Annotated in this window: 21 protein-coding genes; 12 read left to right on the top strand and 9 right to left on the bottom strand. The window is 39.5% G+C overall.

All coding sequences use genetic code 11. From position 1 onward, the window contains the following. A partial coding sequence (locus ADA56_RS01185; protein ID WP_049368822.1) for an ESPR-type extended signal peptide-containing protein occupies positions 1-3,033 on the bottom strand: 3,033 nt, incomplete at its 3' end. A 400-nt stretch (positions 3,034-3,433) separates the two neighbouring features. Between ADA56_RS01185 and ADA56_RS01180 the strand changes: the two genes are divergently transcribed. Both ADA56_RS01180 and hemH read left to right on the top strand, forming a co-directional pair. Continuing rightward, positions 3,434-3,853: a hotdog fold thioesterase gene (locus ADA56_RS01180; protein WP_049368821.1), complete on the top strand. Its 420-nt coding sequence runs from the start codon at positions 3,434-3,436 to the stop codon at positions 3,851-3,853. Continuing rightward, positions 3,850-4,821 (top strand): ferrochelatase, encoded by a 972-nt coding sequence (hemH, locus tag ADA56_RS01175; protein WP_049368820.1) that lies wholly within the window; start codon positions 3,850-3,852, stop codon positions 4,819-4,821. Before ADA56_RS01180 ends, hemH begins: the two co-directional genes overlap by 4 nt. A gap of 217 nt (positions 4,822-5,038) precedes the next feature. On the opposite strand, the gene ADA56_RS01170 is transcribed toward hemH, so the two are convergent. Further along, positions 5,039-6,082, bottom strand: coding sequence for a porin (locus ADA56_RS01170; protein WP_049368819.1), 1,044 nt, complete (start codon positions 6,080-6,082; stop codon positions 5,039-5,041). Between the two features lie 312 nt (positions 6,083-6,394). Next, a complete protein-coding gene (epmA, locus tag ADA56_RS01165) occupies positions 6,395-7,378 on the bottom strand; it encodes an elongation factor P--(R)-beta-lysine ligase (RefSeq protein ID WP_049368818.1) in 984 nt (327 codons plus the stop codon). 280 nt (positions 7,379-7,658) lie between these two features. Here epmA and frdA point away from each other — a divergent pair, with 280 nt between their 5' ends. The 4 genes from frdA to frdD are packed head-to-tail and all read left to right on the top strand — an operon-like array spanning position 7,659 to position 10,998. Then, positions 7,659-9,458: a fumarate reductase (quinol) flavoprotein subunit gene (gene frdA / locus ADA56_RS01160; protein WP_049368817.1), complete on the top strand. Its 1,800-nt coding sequence runs from the start codon at positions 7,659-7,661 to the stop codon at positions 9,456-9,458. Continuing rightward, complete coding sequence (locus ADA56_RS01155) at positions 9,451-10,221, top strand: succinate dehydrogenase/fumarate reductase iron-sulfur subunit (RefSeq protein ID WP_005696861.1); 771 nt, start codon at positions 9,451-9,453, stop codon at positions 10,219-10,221. The genes frdA and ADA56_RS01155 overlap by 8 nt, the downstream gene beginning before the upstream one ends. 10 nt (positions 10,222-10,231) lie before the next feature. Then, a complete protein-coding gene (gene frdC / locus ADA56_RS01150; protein ID WP_005696862.1) occupies positions 10,232-10,642 on the top strand; it encodes a fumarate reductase subunit FrdC in 411 nt (136 codons plus the stop codon). 11 nt (positions 10,643-10,653) lie between these two features. Continuing rightward, positions 10,654-10,998 (top strand): fumarate reductase subunit FrdD, encoded by a 345-nt coding sequence (gene frdD / locus ADA56_RS01145; RefSeq protein WP_005696863.1) that lies wholly within the window; start codon positions 10,654-10,656, stop codon positions 10,996-10,998. A gap of 146 nt (positions 10,999-11,144) precedes the next feature. On the opposite strand, the gene rplI is transcribed toward frdD, so the two are convergent. The 5 genes from rplI to infA form a co-directional block, all read right to left on the bottom strand. Continuing rightward, positions 11,145-11,594 (bottom strand): 50S ribosomal protein L9, encoded by a 450-nt coding sequence (rplI, locus tag ADA56_RS01140; protein ID WP_049368816.1) that lies wholly within the window; start codon positions 11,592-11,594, stop codon positions 11,145-11,147. Between the two features lie 14 nt (positions 11,595-11,608). Then, a complete protein-coding gene (gene rpsR / locus ADA56_RS01135) occupies positions 11,609-11,839 on the bottom strand; it encodes a 30S ribosomal protein S18 (protein WP_005696867.1) in 231 nt (76 codons plus the stop codon). An 11-nt stretch (positions 11,840-11,850) separates the two neighbouring features. Further along, positions 11,851-12,177, bottom strand: a complete 327-nt coding sequence (gene priB / locus ADA56_RS01130; RefSeq protein ID WP_005627623.1) for a primosomal replication protein N — start codon at positions 12,175-12,177, stop codon at positions 11,851-11,853. Then, positions 12,164-12,541, bottom strand: a complete 378-nt coding sequence (gene rpsF, locus ADA56_RS01125) for a 30S ribosomal protein S6 (RefSeq protein ID WP_005627620.1) — start codon at positions 12,539-12,541, stop codon at positions 12,164-12,166. The genes priB and rpsF overlap by 14 nt, the downstream gene beginning before the upstream one ends. Before the next feature lie 190 nt (positions 12,542-12,731). After that, positions 12,732-12,950 (bottom strand): translation initiation factor IF-1, encoded by a 219-nt coding sequence (infA, locus tag ADA56_RS01120; protein ID WP_005627617.1) that lies wholly within the window; start codon positions 12,948-12,950, stop codon positions 12,732-12,734. 327 nt (positions 12,951-13,277) lie between these two features. On the opposite strand from infA, the gene ADA56_RS01115 reads away from it, so the two are divergent. The 6 genes from ADA56_RS01115 to ADA56_RS01090 all read left to right on the top strand — a co-directional run bounded on the left by ADA56_RS01115 (position 13,278) and on the right by ADA56_RS01090 (position 18,795). Then, positions 13,278-13,955 (top strand): glycosyltransferase family 25 protein, encoded by a 678-nt coding sequence (locus ADA56_RS01115; RefSeq protein ID WP_049368815.1) that lies wholly within the window; start codon positions 13,278-13,280, stop codon positions 13,953-13,955. Continuing rightward, on the top strand, positions 13,948-14,979 hold the full coding sequence (locus tag ADA56_RS01110) for a glycosyltransferase family 9 protein (RefSeq protein WP_049368814.1): 1,032 nt from the start codon (positions 13,948-13,950) through the stop codon (positions 14,977-14,979). The genes ADA56_RS01115 and ADA56_RS01110 overlap by 8 nt, the downstream gene beginning before the upstream one ends. 41 nt (positions 14,980-15,020) lie before the next feature. Continuing rightward, a complete protein-coding gene (gene rsmA / locus ADA56_RS01105; protein WP_049368813.1) occupies positions 15,021-15,884 on the top strand; it encodes a 16S rRNA (adenine(1518)-N(6)/adenine(1519)-N(6))-dimethyltransferase RsmA in 864 nt (287 codons plus the stop codon). Between the two features lie 14 nt (positions 15,885-15,898). Beyond that, complete coding sequence (gene apaH / locus ADA56_RS01100; RefSeq protein ID WP_049368812.1) at positions 15,899-16,726, top strand: bis(5'-nucleosyl)-tetraphosphatase (symmetrical) ApaH; 828 nt, start codon at positions 15,899-15,901, stop codon at positions 16,724-16,726. 9 nt (positions 16,727-16,735) lie between these two features. Then, the gene (locus ADA56_RS01095) at positions 16,736-17,359 is read left to right on the top strand and encodes a glucose-6-phosphate 1-dehydrogenase family protein (RefSeq protein WP_049368811.1); all 624 of its coding nucleotides are present in this window, start codon (positions 16,736-16,738) and stop codon (positions 17,357-17,359) included. A 101-nt stretch (positions 17,360-17,460) separates the two neighbouring features. Continuing rightward, a complete protein-coding gene (locus ADA56_RS01090) occupies positions 17,461-18,795 on the top strand; it encodes an NAD(P)/FAD-dependent oxidoreductase (RefSeq protein WP_005698634.1) in 1,335 nt (444 codons plus the stop codon). 41 nt (positions 18,796-18,836) lie between these two features. Here the strand turns inward: ADA56_RS01090 and folD are convergent, their stop codons facing one another. After that, a complete protein-coding gene (gene folD, locus ADA56_RS01085; RefSeq protein ID WP_049368810.1) occupies positions 18,837-19,694 on the bottom strand; it encodes a bifunctional methylenetetrahydrofolate dehydrogenase/methenyltetrahydrofolate cyclohydrolase FolD in 858 nt (285 codons plus the stop codon). Between the last annotated feature and the right edge of the window lie 237 nt (positions 19,695-19,931).

Raw genomic sequence — 19,931 nt, 5'->3', positions numbered from 1 at the left:
GCCTGTAGCACCTGTGTCACCTTTAGCACCTGTAGCACCAGTTGCGCCTGTAGCACCTGTGTCACCTTTAGCACCTGTAGCGCCTGTTGCACCAGTTGCACCTGTGTCACCTTTAGCACCAGTTGCACCTGTGTCACCTTTAGCACCAGTTGCGCCGTCTTTACCGTTTTTACCGTCTTTAACGATGGTAGTAGTAACTGAACCTGTACCAAGATCAGTAATAGTGATTGTATGGGTACCATCACCATTATCTACAACTTCACCTGTGATGCTGTCGCCTTTTTCGCCTTTTTCGCCTTTAGCACCTGTTGCGCCTGTAGCACCTGTGTCACCTTTAGCACCAGTTGCGCCGTCTTTACCGTCTTTACCGTTTTTACCGTCTTTAACGATGGTAGTAGCAACTGAACCAGTACCAAGATCAGTAATAGTGATTGTATGGGTACCATCACCATTATCTACAACTTCACCCGTGATGCTGTCGCCTTTTTCGCCTTTTTCGCCTTTAGCACCTGTAGCACCTGTGTCGCCTTTCGCACCAGCTACACCAGGGTCACCTTTTTCGCCTTTCTCACCATCTCTAAGGACGGTTGTTGTTGTGGTGCCGTCGCTGTTGGTAACAGTAAGAGTATGGGTACCATTATTGTTATTGGTCACCGTTGCGGTAACGCTCTTACCATCTTTACCATCTTTACCACCTTTTAAATCTTTATAGATTTGACTTTCGGTATCAATCTGAAGTTTATAAGTATTATTGCTGTCTGCAGTCATTTTTAGACCATTAAGAGCAACTAATTGTAACTTTGGATTACCCTCCACACCAGGTCTATAAATATAATCAGTAGATACTTGGTCACCGTTTCCTTCTTCATTTCCATTAAATCCTTGGAAATGGAAAGGGTGATTATAAAGTTGGGAACCATTCACAGCATCTTTAGAAGTTGAATTAACCTCACCAGCCTTTAACCCAGTGATCTTTTGATCATTCATTTGAATACCGCCGGTATTAATTTTAATACCACCAATACTTGCTGTATTAAAGATCACATCATCTTTCGTTGCGATAAGTACATCACCACCAGTTTGTTTTAACTTAATATTCTTACCAGCAATTAATGTTACATTTTCATCTGGTGCAATATTTTCCTCAGTCGTGGTTGATTCACCATTTTCAGCTTCTTTAGGACTATTATTTGGTTTGGTTTTTAAATTCCAGCCATTGCCATTGCCTAATTTTTGGGCTAACGCATAAAGTTGTGAACCATTCACTGCATCTGTAGAAGTTTCAGTAATTTGACCTGCAGCTACATTTTGAACTTGACGCTCTTCACCATTTTTACCTACACTCACTACGCTTTTTGGTTGAGAGCCAGCAAAATTGCCATAAGTAACACCATTGATAGTTGCTGAAGCCACATTTACAGCAGCAGTGGTTACGGCACCATCACCTAACGCGACAGAGTTATTTACTGATGCATTTGCATTTGCACCGATTGCGATACTGCTTGCGCCACTTGCATTTGATTTAGTACCCGTTGCAATTGCAGCACTTGCTGAAGCATTAGAGTTTAAACCTGTTGCGATTGAACCATATCCACTTGAAGCTGAACCTGAACCCGTTGCAACTGAGAAGTGGCCTGAAGCATTTGCTTTCGAACCTGTTGCAATTGCATCTTCTTTACTTGCTGAAGCCAGATAACCAATTGCTGTTGCAGTATCAAAACTTGCATGTGCACCTTGACCTACAGCAATCGTTGAGACACCTATTGCATTTGCGTTTTTACCCATAGCAATTGCTGAACCTACACCACGCTCATCTGGTATTGATTTATTAGGTCTTGTTTCCGGAGCTGGCTTAGTAGTTGTACCATTTGCTACAGATGAGGTACCGATTGCGATATCTGATTCTTTGTGAGCTGTTGCACTTGTACCATGCGCGATAGAGCTAACATCTTTTGCATTTGCTGCATTTCCTTGAGCAATAGAGTTATTAGCTTCAGCCTTAGAGTCCAAACCTACAGAAATAGCTTGTGCACCTGTAGCTGTTGCATTATTACCTTGAGCAATAGTGTTAGCACCTTCAGCCTTAGATTTGTAACCTACAGCAATCGCTTGAGCACCAACTGCTTTAGCGGCAGATTTACTATCAGCAGAAGTACCGTCTTTTGCTCCACCGATAGCAATTGAATTAGCACCTGTAGCATTAGCTGCTGCACCGCCTGCAAACGAAGATTCTCCTGATGCTTTTGCTAATAAACCAACAGCCGTTGCTTTTTCTGCTTCAGCCTTAGCGAAACCACCCACAGCGACTGTGTTATCTGCTGTCGCTTCTGAATATGTACCAACTGCAATACCACGTTGGTTAGTCGCTTTAGAGTGGATACCCACTGCCACTGTATTTTGAGCAGTCGCTTGAGCATCCGAACCTACAGCAACTGCCGCATTTGCAGTAGCCAATGCAGTTTTACCAATGGCTACTGTAGCATCCGCACTAGAGGATGTATTTGTACCAATAGCAATGGATTGAGTGCCTGATGCATTTGCATTCGCAGCCATCGCAAGGGCTTGATTCCCTGTAGCTTTACCATCTCTACCAATTGCAATTGTATTAGTTGTTGTGGATTGCGCGCCTTGACCGAGTGCTACTCCGCTTTGACCTTCAGCTTTAGAATTTAAACCAATAGCTACTGAAGCATCACCTGTACCTGTTGCACTACTACCGATAGCAATAGCATCATGAGACACAACAGCACCTGGCTCTGTTCTCAGGGTCTTCGCACCAGTACCAATATTAATGTTACCTATACCTTTTGTTGTGGTATCAGCCGTTGGGTTATCAGATTTAATTGTAATAGAACTTGAACCCACTTCTACAGCAGCTTGAGCAGTGCCTACGATACTAAGCACAGCACCAGCAAGTGCGGTCAATTTAACGATCTTTTTAGACTTGGTTTTACCCTTAGCATGCCCAAGTTCAGAAACAGCAGTCCACGTTTGTGTAGCATGATTCCAAATAACTTTAAACACTTTGTTCATAAGTTTTATTCCTTTTTATTAGGATTGTTGAGAAGCTGTTGCGCAGACAACAGCACCAAAAAATTCAGCATCAAAAAGGCGGCGACAACAAATTTAGACAATAGTTTCCCTTACCCTTCTGGTCAGAACAGCTTATTTTAAGCCAACTTTGTATAAAAAGAAAGCATCCCAAAAAAAGATTTATTAAAAATTACAAGTAATTAAGGTAAATTTTGAGTTATGTAAATATATGTAAAGATTTACATTAAATTTTATTAAATTATGTAAATAATTGTAAATTTCGGATAAAAAATAAACAAATTTAGGTATGAAAAATCCCATCATTTATCTATCCCTTTACGAAAGGGAGGATTTATATCAAACTAAAGCAAGCGAATAAGATTAATTAAGGAAGAAAGGCATGACAATCTGGAAAAAAGCATTCACCCTTGAGCAACTCAATGAAATGGGGAAACATTGTGCCGTTGGACATTTAGGCATTGAAATCTCAGCTTATGGTGAAAACTGGATTGAGGCAAAAATGCCCGTTGATCATCGCACCACTCAGCCATTTGGATTATTACATGGTGGTGTGTCTGTGGCGTTAGCTGAAACCATTGGTTCATTGGCTGGATTTCTCTGTATAGAAGAAGGTCAAGTTGCCTTGGGATTAGATATCAACGCCAATCATCTTCGCTCAGTCAAACAAGGTTTTGTTACCGCAAAGGTAACGCCAATTGCTTTAAGTCAAAATACCCATGTTTGGCAAATTGACATTCGCGATGAACAAGATAAACTTTGCTGCGTTTCTCGATTAACGCTTTCTATCAAACATTTATGAATACAACAAAAAAAATCGGCATCATTTTAGCGAATCTTGGTACACCTGATGCCCCTCAACCCGCAGCGATCTCTCGTTATTTGTGGGAATTTTTAATGGATCCTCGCGTGGTCGATTTGCCGCGTTGGAAATGGTATCCCCTTTTAAAAGCCATTATTTTACCGATGCGTTCTAAACGCATTGCTCAAAATTATCAAGCTATTTGGACAGAACAAGGCTCTCCCCTACTTGCCATTACAAAGCAACAACAAGCCGGTTTGCAGGCTTATTTGACTGAACAAGGCATCAATGCCCAAGTCGAAATTGCCATGACTTACGGCAATCCTTCAATGCAAAGTGCGGTCAAAAATTTACTTAAAAATGACGTGGAGCACATGATTGTGTTGCCGCTTTATCCGCAATATTCTAGTACCACAACGGGCGCATTAATCGACGCCTTCAATCGTGCCATTGCGCAAGAACGTAATATTGTGCCTTTTGAGTTTATTCATTCTTATCATCTTGATGAAAACTACATTGATGCGTTGGTGGATTCCATCAAAGTGCGGTTAAAACCCGATGAGTTTTTGCTTTTTTCTTATCATGGCATTCCATTACGTTATGAGAATATGGGCGATTATTATCGTCAGCATTGTAAACAAACCACCATTGCCATTGTGGATAAATTAGGTTTAACGGAAAACCAATGGAATATGACCTTCCAATCTCGCTTTGGCCGAGAAGAATGGTTACAACCTTATACCGATCACTTTTTAGAAGAAGCGGCTTCTCAAGGGATTCAAAAAATAGCGGTGATTTGCCCAGGTTTTTCAGTGGATTGTTTAGAAACCTTAGAAGAAATTGAGGTTGAAAATAAAGAGAAATTCTTGGCACATGGCGGCGTGTCTTATCACTACATCCCTGCATTGAATGCTGAAAACGCCCATATTGAAATGATGGGGAAATTAGTTTTGGATAAGTTGAAATAGTTAAATCTCCCCCTAGCCCCCTCTTTACGAAAGAGGGGGTATTTTATTGGCAAATAAATGCTCTCTGCTCTTAGCCCTCTCAAATACTCCCATAAAATATTAAAAGTAACTCATAAAAAAGCCCCTCTTTTGTAAAGAGTGGTTTGGGGAGATTTAAAAAACAAACAAAAAGGCGAACCTTTCGATTCGCCTTTTAAGATTCTTATCTAATCAAAGATTAGAAGAATACACGCATACCTACACCGATAGCTCTGTCTTTAGTTTTACCATCGTAAGTATCGTTAACGTACTCTTTAGTAGTCACATATTTGCCTTCTACAAATAATACAACTTGTTTATGAAGTTTGTAATCTGCACCAAGTAAGAAACCGTGAGTTTTATCTTTAGTGTTTTCACCTTTTACGCGTTCATATAGGTAGTTACCATATACTTTAGACGCAGGAAGAACTTGATATGCGAAACCTGGAGCCACATAGAATTTGTTTGTTTTTTCATCATCAAATTTTTCATGACCATAAGCGAAGTCACCAGTTAATGTGAAATCACCAAATTTATAGCCTAATGATGCTAAAACACCATCTAAACGGTGAGCGTATGATGCACCAGTTTCAAAGTTTGTGTGACCATAAGCTAAACGCGCATCTAAATCACCTGCTGTATATAATGCACCTACAGCGTAAGCATTTTTGATACCAGGATTAAGCGGTTTACCTTTTTCATTATTTGTTTGACCAAAGTTATAGTTTGCACTTAATTGTAAACCTTCGATACCTTTATAGTCGTAACGTACTACACCAGTGCCTGAAGTTGGAATATATTTACCTTTTGGAATAAAGCCATATTCATAGTCATTTGCTTGGGTTAAATCATCTGCGATAGTTAATTGACGACCGAATGTGATATCACCAGTTGCTTTGCTACCTAAACCTACATAAGCACGTTTAGCATAAAGACTACCGAATTGGTCACGAGATTCTGTATCATCAAAACGGGATTCTAAACGACCTAACGCATAGAAATCGTTATCTAAGTTGTGTTTTACTGTGATACCGAAACGTGAACCTGCGTTACGTAAAGCGGAATTTGCAGTTTTAGTTGAATTACCTACTGCGTCATACTTTTTAGCATCCGCTTTTTCTAAGATTAAACGAAGAGAACCGTTTAATTCAACTTTAGTACCTTCGTTGTCATAAACTACTGCTGCGTTTGCTGCTGAAGCGGCAAATGCAGAAACGATTAATGCTGCTAGTGTCTTTTTCATAATTGTTATTCCTTTTGGTTGTTACCTATGATTTTTGATTGAAGCAATTTTTCATAAAAAGTTCAATCTCCGAAATAGACGTCGCAAATATTACAAAATAAACCTATAGTGTCAATGGGAGGATCTCTTCCAATTTTCTAAAATTGGATCAAGATCACATTTTTTACACAAAAAAGGACATTTTTTAATCAAAAACATCCTTTCACATCGAACTTTTCAGAATTTTGTCTATACAATGATCGCTCTATTTTGAGCAATTTGTTCTTCTTTTTTATTCATTTCAGAAGAAATAATGAATACTTTTTGAGCAAACTAAGCACATTCTATCGAAAATGAAATCACTTCTTTAATACTTTCAGCGCCTAATGCAATCATAATCAAACGATCCACACCCAAAGCCACACCAGAAGTATTTGGAATGCCTGCTTGTAAAGCTCCTAGAAAACGATAGTCAATTTCACGCTGTGGCAAGCCTGCTTTTTCCCGTAGACGATTGTCTTTTTCAAAGCGGTATTGTTGTTCACGTGCATCCGTGAGCTCATGGAAACCGTTGGCTAACTCTAAGCCTTTATAATAGAACTCAAAACGTTCTGCCACACGGCTATCTTCTGGGCTAAGCTGTGCAAGCGCAGCTTGGGAAGAAGGGAAATGATAAACCGCAACAGGCGCCTCTTGCCCAATTTTAGGCTCCACCACTTCACTGAATAGAAATTGTAATAAGGTATCACGATCTTCATCTTCATCTGCCATGAAATTGTGTTTACGCGCCGCTTCCACCAATTCTTGACGAGTGGCTGATAATGGATCTAATCCGACATATTCTTGGAAAACAAACTGATAACTTAAGGTTTCTGCAGGTTTGCAATCGAGGATCTGTTGTAACAAATCATCCACTTCATTCATCAGACGATACATGTCAAAGTGCGGTCGATACCATTCGAGCATGGTGAATTCCGGATTATGGCGATTCCCTGCTTCTTCATTACGGAATACTTTGCCAATTTGAAAGATTGGTCCACTGCCTGCCGCCAATAAACGCTTCATGTGATATTCGGGGCTTGTGGAAAGCCAGAGCGTTTTCGAGAGTTCATCAAAAGGGGCAACAAATTCTGTATTAAAGGTGGAAAGGTGAAGATCCGTTACGCCAAATTCACTTAAAACAGGGGTTTCCACTTCTAATAATCCACGTTCAGTAAAAAACTGGCGGATATCTGCAATGATTTTGGCTCTCGCCAATAAGTTTTTAATTGATGCGGAAGGTTGCCATTCTGTTTTTTTATCGCTAAGTGCGGTCATTTTTTTCTCCGTTTTCACCTTTAAAATGAATAAGACTATTGTAAACAAGAGCGATTTTTAACTCAATAATCCGACTAAATCATTCTTAAACGAAAACGGTTATCATCTAAAAAATATAAAAAAAGTAACTTTTTTGAGTTAGATCACACTTTTGATATTTTATCCGTTTATTCCGGAAAAAAGGTTACTAATTTGTAAACAAAAATGGCAGAATGGCAATATATCCCCTATTTATTTAGGGCATTTTATTTTTTTTACTTTCTATTGATTGGAGGATATCGTGCAAACGGTTAATGTCGATATTGCTATTGTTGGTGCCGGTGGCGGCGGTTTACGTGCAGCAATTGCAGCAGCAGAAGCAAACCCTAACTTAAAGATCGCATTAGTTTCTAAGGTTTATCCTATGCGTAGCCATACGGTTGCAGCAGAAGGTGGTGCGGCCGCAGTAATTAAAGAGGAAGATTCCTACGATAAACACTTCCATGATACCGTTGCCGGTGGTGACTGGTTATGTGAACAAGATGTAGTGGAATACTTCGTTGAACATTCTCCAGTAGAAATGACTCAACTTGAACGTTGGGGCTGTCCTTGGAGCCGTAAAGCTGATGGTGATGTGAACGTGCGTCGTTTCGGTGGAATGAAAATCGAGCGTACTTGGTTCGCGGCAGATAAGACCGGTTTCCACTTATTACATACTCTTTTCCAAACATCCATTCAATATCCACAAATTCAACGCTTTGACGAGCACTTCGTTTTAGACATCTTAGTTGATGATGGCCATGCTCGCGGTATGGTGGCGATGAATATGATGGAAGGTTCACTTGTTCAAATCAACGCAAATGCAGTTGTGATTGCAACGGGCGGTGGTTGTCGTGCATTTAAATTCAATACCAACGGCGGTATCGTAACCGGTGATGGCTTATCAATGGCATATCGTCATGGTGTTCCTCTTCGTGATATGGAATTCGTCCAATACCACCCAACCGGCTTACCGAACACCGGTATCTTAATGACTGAAGGTTGTCGTGGTGAAGGCGGTATCTTAGTGAATAAAAACGGCTACCGTTATTTACAAGATTATGGTCTAGGTCCTGAAACCCCAATCGGTAAACCTGAAAACAAATATATGGAACTTGGTCCACGTGATAAAGTTTCACAAGCGTTCTGGCAAGAATGGAAAAAAGGCAACACCTTAAAAACGGCAAAAGGTGTTGATGTGGTTCATCTTGACTTACGTCACTTAGGTGAAAAATATTTACATGAACGTCTTCCATTCATTTGTGAATTAGCCAGTGCTTATGAAGGTGTAAACCCAGTTAATGAACCAATTCCAGTTCGTCCAGTTGTTCACTACACCATGGGTGGTATCGAAGTCGATTTCAACAGCGAAACTCGCATTAAAGGATTATTTGCTGTGGGTGAATGTGCGTCTTCTGGTTTGCACGGTGCAAACCGTTTAGGTTCTAACTCGCTTGCAGAATTAGTGGTTTTAGGCCGTGTTGCAGGTGAATATGCCGCACAACGTGCAGCAGAAGCACAACCAGCAAACCGTGCAGCAATTGATGCACAAGCACAAGATGTGGTGGCTCGCCTTGAAGCACTTTATAACCAAGAAGGTAATGAATCTTGGTCTGAAATCCGTGACGAAATGGGGACCGTAATGGAAGAAGGTTGTGGTATCTACCGTGACCAAGAAAGCATGCAAAAAGCAGTAGATAAAATTGCTGAGCTTAAAGAACGTTATAAACGTATTCGTGTTGCAGACCGTTCAAGCGTATTCAATACCGATGTGCTTTACACCGTAGAATTAGGTTACATCCTTGATGTAGCACAATCTATTGCCAACTCTGCAATTGAACGTAAAGAGTCTCGTGGTGCACACCAACGCTTAGACTACACTGAACGTGATGATGTGAATTATTTAAAACACACCCTTGCTTACTACAATGGCGATGATGCACCGCGTATTGAATACAGTCCGGTGAAAATCACTAAATCTCAACCAGCAAAACGTGTTTATGGTGCTGAAGCAGAAGCGGCAGAAGCGGCTGCGAAAGCTAAGGAGCAAGCAAATGGCTAATTCACCAGTAATGACTGTAGAAGTATTACGCTACAACCCAGAAAATGATCAAGAGCCACATTTAAGCTCTTATCAAGTACCTTATGATAACCAAACTTCTCTTTTAGATGCGTTAGGTTACATTAAAGATAAACTTGAACCGTCTCTTTCTTATCGCTGGTCTTGCCGTATGGCGATCTGCGGTTCTTGTGGGATGATGGTGAATAACAAACCTAAATTGGCTTGTAAAACGTTCTTACGTGATTACAGCGGCCATATGCGTATTGAACCATTAGCAAACTTCCCTATTGAACGCGACTTAGTGGTTGATTTAAGCCACTTTATCGAAAGTTTAGAGGCAATTAAACCTTATATTATTGGTAACGAAGCACCAGCATTAGATGGTAAACCACATCCATCAAAAGAATTGCAAGTAAGCCGTACTAAACAAACGCCGGCACAACTTGAAAAATATCGTCAATTCTCAATGTGTATCAACTGTGGTTTATGCTATGCGGCTTGTCCACAATTTGGTTTAAACCCTGAATTCTTAGGCCCTGCAGCGATTACAATGGCACACCGTTACAACCTTGATAACCGTGACCATGGTAAAGCACAACGTATGCCATTATTAAATGGTAAAAACGGTGTTTGGAGCTGTACTTTTGTTGGTTATTGTTCTGAAGTGTGTCCAAAACACGTGGATCCAGCTTCTGCAATCAACCAAGGCAAAGTGGAAAGTGCCAAAGATTATGTTATCTCAATGCTAAAACCAAAAGGCTAAGGGGAAGAATATGTCAGTAACAGTAAGTAAACGCAAAAAATATGTTCGCCCAATGACGGCTACTTGGTGGCAAAAATTGGATTTCTACAAAGCTTATATGGTACGTGAAGCAACTTCTATCTTTGCTGTGTGGTTCTGTATCGTATTGCTTTATGGTGTACTTTGCCTTGCAAGCAATCCTGTACCAGGCTTAGGTATTGTTGATTTCATTGGCTTCTTAAGAAATCCAATTGTGGTATTCTTAAATATCATCACATTAATTGCGACCTTATATCACACTGCAACTTATTTCGTGATGACGCCAAAAGTGATGAATATCATTGTTAAAAATGAACGTTTACCACATCACGTGTTAAGAAATGCACTTTGGGCAGTTACCGCTGTGATTAGTGTTATCGCATTAATTTTAGTTTATATGTAGGGAGAGAAAAAATGGTCGATCAAAATCCAAAACGCTCTGGTGAACCACCAGTATGGTTGATGTTTGGTGCTGGCGGGACTGTCAGTGCGATTTTCTTCCCTGTTGTGATCTTAATCCTTGGTTTATTGTTACCATTCGGATTAATTGATCCACATAACCTAATTACATTCGCTTATTCTTGGATCGGAAAATTAGTTATCTTAGTTTTAACCATTTTCCCAATGTGGTGTGGTTTACACCGTATCCATCATGCAATGCACGATCTTAAAATTCACGTGCCCGCAGGCGGATTTATCTTTTACGGTTTAGCCATGATTTACACAATCTGGGTATTATTTGCTGTATTAGGTTTGTAATTTAAAACACTAAATTGATAATAAAAGTGCGGTCAAAAATGACCGCACTTTTTTATTCTCGACGAATAACCAAAATATTTTCTTAATCTAGAAAAACAAAAAACCCGACATTACATCGGGTTTTCTTTTATCAAATACTTTGATAATTATTCTGCAACAACGATAACATCTAATGTTGCAAATACTTCGCCGTGAAGTTGGAAACGAACATCGTGATCACCAAGAGTACGGATTGGACCGTTTGGTAAACGAACTTCGCTTTTCGCGATTTCAACGCCTGCTGCAGTTACTGCTTCTGCTACATCACGAGTAGTGATTGCGCCGAATAAACGACCTTCCTCACCAGCTTTAGATGCGATAGTTACAGAACCTAATGCAGTCACTTGTGCTGCACGAGCTTGAGCTGCTGCTAAACTTGCTGCTGCCGCTGCTTCTAACTCTGCACGACGAGTTTCAAAGTGTTCAATGTTAGCTTTAGTTGCCATAACTGCTTTACCTTGAGGGATTAAGAAGTTACGAGCGAAACCAGATTTAACATTAACTTGATCACCTACGTTACCTAGGTGAACGATTTTATCTAAAAGAATTACTTGCATTTCCTAACTCCTTCTTAATTGTGATGAGAATCAGAGTAAGGTAATAACGCTAAATAACGAGCGCGTTTGATTGCGCGTGCTAATTGGCGTTGGTACTTCGCACGAGTACCGGTAATGCGGCTTGGTACAATTTTGCCGCTTTCAGAAATGTAGTTCTTTAATGTAGCGATATCTTTGTAATCGATTTCAACAACATTTTCCGCTGTGAAACGGCAGAACTTACGACGACGGAAATAACGTGCCATTTGGCTGTCTCCTAATCTATAAATTCGATTTGCTCGGCATGCAATACTAACTGCGTTAAACCATTTGAGGTTTTATGTGAAGTTATAAACCCCACCACAAGAAGTTTACTGCCGACCGTAATGCTTTGAGTTTTTTCTATTAACTGATTGCCACTGACTTGAACTGGCATCTTTAACCACGCTTGGCGTGATAAACCACTTTCGACTTGTTCGGAACGATGTTCCAGCCAAAACTGGCAATGCGCAATCCCGTTAGGGCTTTTGCTTCGTTTAGGTAATTGACACACTGTGCCGATTAACGAGAAGCGATTATCAAGTTTTGAATTACTCTTCAGCATCCTCAAAATCGTTGTTTTCAACTTCAGCTAAAGGTTTACGTTCTTCTTTAGCCGCTTTCATTGGGGACGCTTCGGTTACGGCGTGCTTAGTATGGATAACAAGACTGCGTAATACAGCATCGTTATAACGGAAAGTCGTTTCTAGCTCGTCGATGACTTGTTGAGGCGCTTCTACATTCATAAGCACATAGTGTGCTTTGTGTAATTTGTTAATTGGGTACGCTAATTGACGACGACCCCAATCTTCTAGGCGATGAACTTGACCACCAGCTTCTTTAACAGAACCTGTGTAACGTTCGATCATACCTGGTACTTGCTCGCTTTGGTCCGGATGAACCATAAACACGATTTCGTAGTGACGCATTACTGCTCCTTACGGGTTAATCAGCCTTTGACGTAGATTAGCCACCAATCTGCAAAGGCAAGGAACGAAAAAATGAACGTGGCTAAGGGCGCTGATTATACAGATTTTTTTTCAGACTTCAAATAATTTGTACGCTTTTCAAACAAAAAAAGCCGATATCAACATATCGGCTTTTCTTTTCATTTCTAAATTAACGGCTACGGAAAATGATACGACCTTTGCTTAAGTCATAAGGTGTCATTTCTACAGTTACTTTATCGCCCGTTAAGATACGAATATAGTTTTTACGCATTTTGCCAGAAATATGTGCAGTCACCACGTGACCATTTTCTAACTCAACGCGGAACATGGTATTTGGTAAGGTTTCCAAAATTGTGCCTTGCATTTCAATGCAATCTTCTTTTGCCATTTTATCCTCTAAAATAATGATTTTTTGACCGCACTTTTTGCGGCTATAAATGAAAAACGGGCGAATTATAGCCGTTTTTAATGTTAGACGAAAGATTAAAATGGTATTTTGTTGAAATCCCCATTATTTTTTCAATAATTCGATTATAATATTTCAAAAAGTAGATCTGGTAGAAATTTAATTTAGCATTCGAAACCAGTAAGATCTAAGCCTTATATGACATCCACTTTCCAAGAGGACTGTTCTATCGAAAAAGGCTAAAGCAAACTTTACTTAGATTTTCGTCAATTTGTATGTCAACCAATGACTTCAACCCAAGGGTTATTTATGGCTATACCTAAAATAATTGTAATTAGTTTAAAAAATTCAACAAGAAGAGAAAATATTGCTAAACGCCTTTCTGGTTTGGGGTTAGACTTTACTTTTTTTGATGCGACAGATGGAAAAAAACTGCCCGCTTCCGTATTAGAATCTGTTGATTATGATTTCTATCCGAAACACTATTTATCACCTAAACCCTTAACGCTCGGCGAAATTGGCTGTGCAATAAGCCATATTAAAGTTTATGAGCACATGGTAGAAAACAATATTGAAAGTGCCATTATTCTTGAAGACGATGCGATCGTTTCACAGCACTTTAAGGAAATTGTTGAGGATACGCTCAATAAAATTAATAAAAATCATGAGCTGATCTTTTTTGATCACGGAAAAGTTAAATCCCATTTCTTTAAGAAACGGATTGTGGAAGGATATAGACTTGCACATTACAAGACACCTTCAAAAAATTCAAGAAGATGCATTATCTATGCAACCGCTTATTTAATTACACTATCGGGCGCTAAAAAATTACTTAACTACGCTTATCCAATAAGACTGCCTGCTGATTATCTGACGGGATTAATCCAAAAAACACGTGTTGATGCCTATGGCATTGAACCACCATGTGTATTTAGAGGATTAAACAGTGACTCAGAGATAGACAAAATTGAACATCGATATGAATAAGCTAAAAGCACTAAGGTTAAAAATAGGGAAATGGATACTCGATAAATCATCAAGAGCAGCTAATCCCCAAAGTTTAGAACATCCTAAGAGTTTCTTATTTTTGCGACAAGATGGGAAAATTGGCGACTATATCGTTAGTTCTTTTGTTTTTCGGGAAATAAAGAAATTTAACCCGTTGATAAAAATTGGTGTCATCTGCACGAAACAGAACGCTTATCTGTTTCAAAGAAACCATCACATTGATGAGATTTATCTTGTAAAGAAAAGAAATATTCTCGACTACATCAAGACGGCACTGTTTATTAGAAAAGAAAGATACGATGTTGTCATTGATCCAACTCTTGTACTTAGAAACCGAGACTTGTTGCTATTGAGAATACTCAATGCGCGTAATTATATAGGCTATAGAAAAGCGGATTATAATATTTTTAATATAAATATTACTAAAGACGGTCATTTTTCAGAGATTTATAAAGAGGCTTTAGCCCAGTCAAATATCAGTCTAAGTGATGAAAGCTATGATATTCCGCAAGATGGCTCAACTAAAGAAGAAATTCTTCAGTTTATTACTGATAACAAGTTAAATAATTACATTACAATTAACTTCTATGGCGCGGGGAAAAATAGAAAATTTAACGATGCCCATATTATAGATTACTTAGCATATATTAGAAATCATCGTAAATGCCCATTGGTCTTACTCTCAACACCAGATACTCATGAGCATTTAAGTAGAATCGCTAATCAATTTGACGATGTGTTTGTTTATCCAAATTCTCACACAACGATCTATCATACAATTGAGTTGATTAGAAACTGTACTCTACTTATTTCGGTTGATACATCAACTATTCATATTGCTTCGGGTTTAAATAAACCTATAATTTGTTTTTACTCACAAGACAAAGAAAATTTTACGCATTGGCATCCCAATTCTAAAAATGTATGCCATATTATTCATTACCGTGATAATGTTAATGCTCTCTCTCCAAGAGAAATAAAACCAGAGTGGCTAGATATTTAAAGATACCAACCACAAACTGTATCATTTATTAGATTATTTTTATGAATTCAAAAAAACACTTAGGTCATACCGCCCGTAAACGCTTTGGGCAAAACTTTTTACACGATACCTCTGTGATTCAAGGTATCGTGGCGGCAATTCATCCACAACCGAATCAATTCTTGGTAGAAATTGGCCCTGGGCTTGGTGCATTAACCGAACCTGTTGGAGAGCTTGTCGATCATCTTACTGTAGTAGAACTTGACCGAGATTTAGCTGAACGTCTACGTCATCATCCATTTTTACATCAAAAGCTCACCGTTATTGAAACGGATGCGATGCAATTTGATTTTGGTGAGCTTTATACAAACGAGAATTTGGCAGAAAAAGGTCAGAAATTACGTGTATTTGGTAACTTGCCTTACAACATTTCTACCCCATTGATGTTCCACCTGTTTAAGTATCATGATGTGATTCAAGATATGCACTTCATGCTGCAAAAAGAAGTGGTCAAACGCTTATGCGCAGGGCCAAATAGCAAAGCTTACGGTCGTTTAACCATTATGGCGCAATATTTCTGCCAAGTGATGCCCGTACTTGAAGTGCCACCTTCTGCATTTAAACCTGCACCAAAAGTGGATTCAGCCGTTGTGCGTTTAATTCCGCATAAAGAATTACCGCACCCTGTAAAAGATTTATATTGGTTGAACCGTGTTTGCTCCCAAGCGTTCAATCAACGCCGTAAAACACTGCGCAATGCACTCTCCACGTTATTTTCACCTGAAAATCTGACCGCACTTGGCATTGATTTAAATGCACGCGCAGAAAATTTGGCTATCGCAGATTATGCACGTTTAGCGAACTGGTTGGCAGATAATCCACCAGCAGATGTCAATAAAGATGAAATCTTAGATTCAGAAGAGTAAAAGAGCGGTCAAAAATGGCAACCTATTTCGTCGGTGATTTGCAAGGCTGTTATGATGAATTACAGCTTTTATTAGAGTGTGTGAACTTCAATCCAACGCAAGATAAACTTTATCTTGTGGGGGATCTTGTCGCGCGTGGGGATAAATCACTTGAATGTCTTCGTTTTGTTAAATCACTTGGCAATGCAGCACAGACAGTGCTTGGCAATCATGATTTACATTTAATTGCAACTGCACTGAGTATTAAAAAAGTAAAACCGCGTGATCGCGTTGATGCCATTTTTAATGCACCCGATTTTGATGAACTGATTCATTGGTTACGCCATCAGCCCTTACTTGTGCATAATGAAAAGTTAAACTTCCTGATGGCACATTCAGGCATTTCGCCTGATTGGGATTTGGAAACTGCGAAATCTTGCGCGGCCGAAGTGGAACAGATTTTACAAAACGGTGATTTTCATTATCTCATTGAAAATATGTATTCTGAACAGCCTGATCGCTGGTCGCCAGATTTGCAGGGCTTAGCGCGTCATCGTTACATTATTAATGCGTTCACTCGAATGCGTTTTTGCTATTTAGATCATCGCTTTGATTTTGCTTGTAAATCCCCTTTAAAAGATGCACCAGCGGAGCTCACGCCTTGGTTTAATTTAGATAATCCACTTTATAAACAAATTCCCATTGTATTTGGACATTGGGCAAGTTTGGTCGATGAGCCTACTCCACCAGGTATTTATGCCTTGGATACAGGATGTGTGTGGAATAATCGGATGACCCTGTTGCGTTGGGAAGATAAACAGCTCTTCACACAAAGTGCGGTCAAAAATTACAGTGATTTTTAAGGAAACGCCATGCTCTCGCTCAATGCTGAATCTTGCGAACTGTTCAATATTCCTTTCTACCAATTCGCCCAGATGAAGAAATTTTGTCCGGAAGATATTCCTGCGATCAAAGCTAATTACAAATTACATTGGGATAATTGGAAAGCGATTATCCAAGAAGTTGCAAAGCAACTCGGCATGCCTTTTGCAAAACCGCATATTGAAAGTTGGACCAATGGTTGGCAAGTCCGCGCGCATTTTTTCGCTTATTTTAAATACGAGTTCAACCAAAATTCTGCAGCAATCTTTTCTGTGCTGTTAAATCGTCGCCGACTAAGAGTATGTTTAGATTGGCATTGCTATCGTGCAGATCGCTCCCAAATTAATGTACAACAATATAATCAGTGGCTTGCTCAATTTAATTTCAAACAATTTGCTGATTTTGATATTTGGCGAGAAGATGAAAGCGAATATGATGATTTTCGCCAGGTGAAGAGCATTCCTGAAAAAGATCTTCTCTTGCGTTCAGAGGACGATTTTTGGTGTATTGGGAAAAGTATTGAAAAAGATCAACTAAGCCAAATTGATCCTGTTTTATTTATCACGCAAACCATCCAACAATTACAACCGCTTTACGATCGCTGTCATCAATAAAGTGCGGTCAATTTCCATTAAATTTTTTCGCCTTGTTTATTTGTTATGCTATCATTACATTAGTTTAACATTTTTAACAATTTTGCTTTTAGGAGTACTTTATGAAAAACGTCGTGATCGTTGGCGGTGGCGCTGGCGGCATTGAATTAGCGACATTTTTAGGTGACAAATTAGGTCGTAAGAAACAAGCTAAAGTAACGCTTGTTGACCGCAATGCGACCCACTTGTGGAAACCTCTATTACATGAAATTGCAACAGGTGTCATGGATGATGGTATGGATTCTCTGAGCTATCGTGCTCACGGTAAAAACCACCATTTCAGTTTTGAGCAAGGTTCGATCACACGCATTAATCGTGAACAAAAATATGTTGAGCTTGCCCCTGTTTATGGGCAAGAAGGCGATATGCTTGTGGTTGCGCGCCGTATTCCTTATGACTACTTAGTGATTGCAATCGGCAGTAAATCGAATGATTTCAATACAAAAGGCGTCGCCGATAACTGTATTTTCTTAGATAGCTCTGATCAAGCGCTTCGTTTTCAACAAAGAATGTTGGAATTATTCCTTAAATTCTCTGAGAACCGTGCATTAGATGATATCGGTGAAGAAGAGTTTAAACAAAAACTAGTGGATGAAAACAAAGTCAATATTGCGATTGTTGGTGGCGGCGCAACTGGTGTGGAATTAACTGCTGAACTTTATCATGCGACTGAAGACTTATCTTCTTACGGCTACGGTAAAATTGATAATTCTTGCTTGCAAGTCACCTTAGTTGAAGCAGGTCCGCGCTTATTACCTGCTCTACCTGAAAATTTATCTGCGGCAGTATTAGATGAATTGCAAGAAATGGGTGCAAACGTGAAATTAAATACGATGATCACAGAAGCCCAACCTAACACGCTTATCACCAAAGATGGGGAAGAAATCAAAGCTGATCTGATTGTATGGGCGGCAGGTGTTCGCACCTCTACGGTGACGCAGCAATTCGATGGATTAGAGCTCAACCGCATCAATCAATTAGTGGTAAAAGACACTCTTCAAACCACGGTGGATGATAGTATTTTTGCCATTGGTGACTGTGCAGCATTAATGCAACCAAACGGTAAATTAGTCCCGCCAAGAGCGCAAGCGGCACACCAAATGGCAAAAGCTTGTGCGAAAAACATCTTTGCACTTTTTGAGCAAAAACCATTAAAAGCATTCAAATATAACGATAAAGGAACCTTGGTTTCTCTTTCAAGCTTTACCGCATTGGGTAGCATTTCAAATAAATTTGGGAAAAACCCACTGACTGTTCAAGGTAAATTTGCGCAATTTGCGTATGTATCTTTATATCGTATGCATCAACATGCTTTGCATGGATGTATTAAGATTGGCTTGATTATTTTAGTGGATAAACTTAACCACTATTTAAAACCAAGATTGAAATTACATTAATGCAAAAGTGCGGTTAAATTTAACTGCACTTTTTTCATTTCTTAAACGAGTTGATTGTTATGCTCATAAGCATAAAGTGTATTAAACATCAGCATGGCAACCGTCATTGGCCCTACTCCACCCGGTACTGGTGTAATATAAGCCGCTTTTTGTATCGCCACATCATATTCCACGTCACCGACTAATTTACCATTGATACGGTTAATCCCCACATCAATGACTGTTGCCCCTTCTTTAATCCAATCGCCCGGAATAAAACGAGGCTTGCCCACAGCCACGACTAAAACATCCGCCTGACGAATATGATGCTCTAAATCTTTGGTAAAACGGTGTGTCACCGTGACAGTAGCACCAGCCAACAACAGTTCAAGTGACATCGGGCGTCCCACAATATTTGATGCACCAACGATCACCGCATGCTTACCGTGTAAATCAATGCCCGTGGTTTCTAATAATTTCATCACGCCATAAGGGGTGCAAGCACGTAAAGTTGGAATACGCTGACATAAACGCCCCACATTATAAGGGTGGAAACCATCCACATCTTTTTCAGGACTAATACGCTCAATCACTGATGTGCTATTAATTTGTTCAGGCAATGGAAGTTGCACGAGAATACCATCAATCGTTTCATCCGCATTCAATTGATCTATCAGTTGCAGTAGTTCTGCTTCCGAAGTGGTTTCAGGTAAATCATAAGATTTTGAAACCATCCCGATTTCCTCACAACTTTTTCGTTTACTGCCTACATAGACTTGAGAAGCGGGATCTGCACCCACTAAAATTACCGCAAGTCCTGGTGCACGTTTACCTTGAGCACGATAATGTTCAATTTTATTGGCAACATCCGATTTGATTTTTTTTGATAGTTCAGTACCTGAAATAATTTGAGCGGTCATGCGTTTTTCCTCAAGATAGCATTAAGTAAACGTTTGCTATTTTAACTGACAACGTTTTATTTTACAAAGACAACAAAAGTGCGGTTGAAAAACTGGAATAATTTTGAGCAATTGAAAGAGGAATCTAAAAAATTAATTGACTGAAAAGAAAAGCTCACTATAATTGTGCTCAATCGTCGGCGAGTAGCGCAGCTTGGTAGCGCAACTGGTTTGGGACCAGTGGGTCGTAGGTTCAAA

The sequence above is a fragment of the Parahaemophilus parainfluenzae genome, from assembly GCF_001055095.1.
In the GTDB taxonomy this organism is placed as follows: domain Bacteria; phylum Pseudomonadota; class Gammaproteobacteria; order Enterobacterales; family Pasteurellaceae; genus Haemophilus_D; species Haemophilus_D parainfluenzae_Z.
Note: the sequence above shows the minus strand (reverse complement) of the source record. Positions and strands in the feature narration are given on the sequence as shown.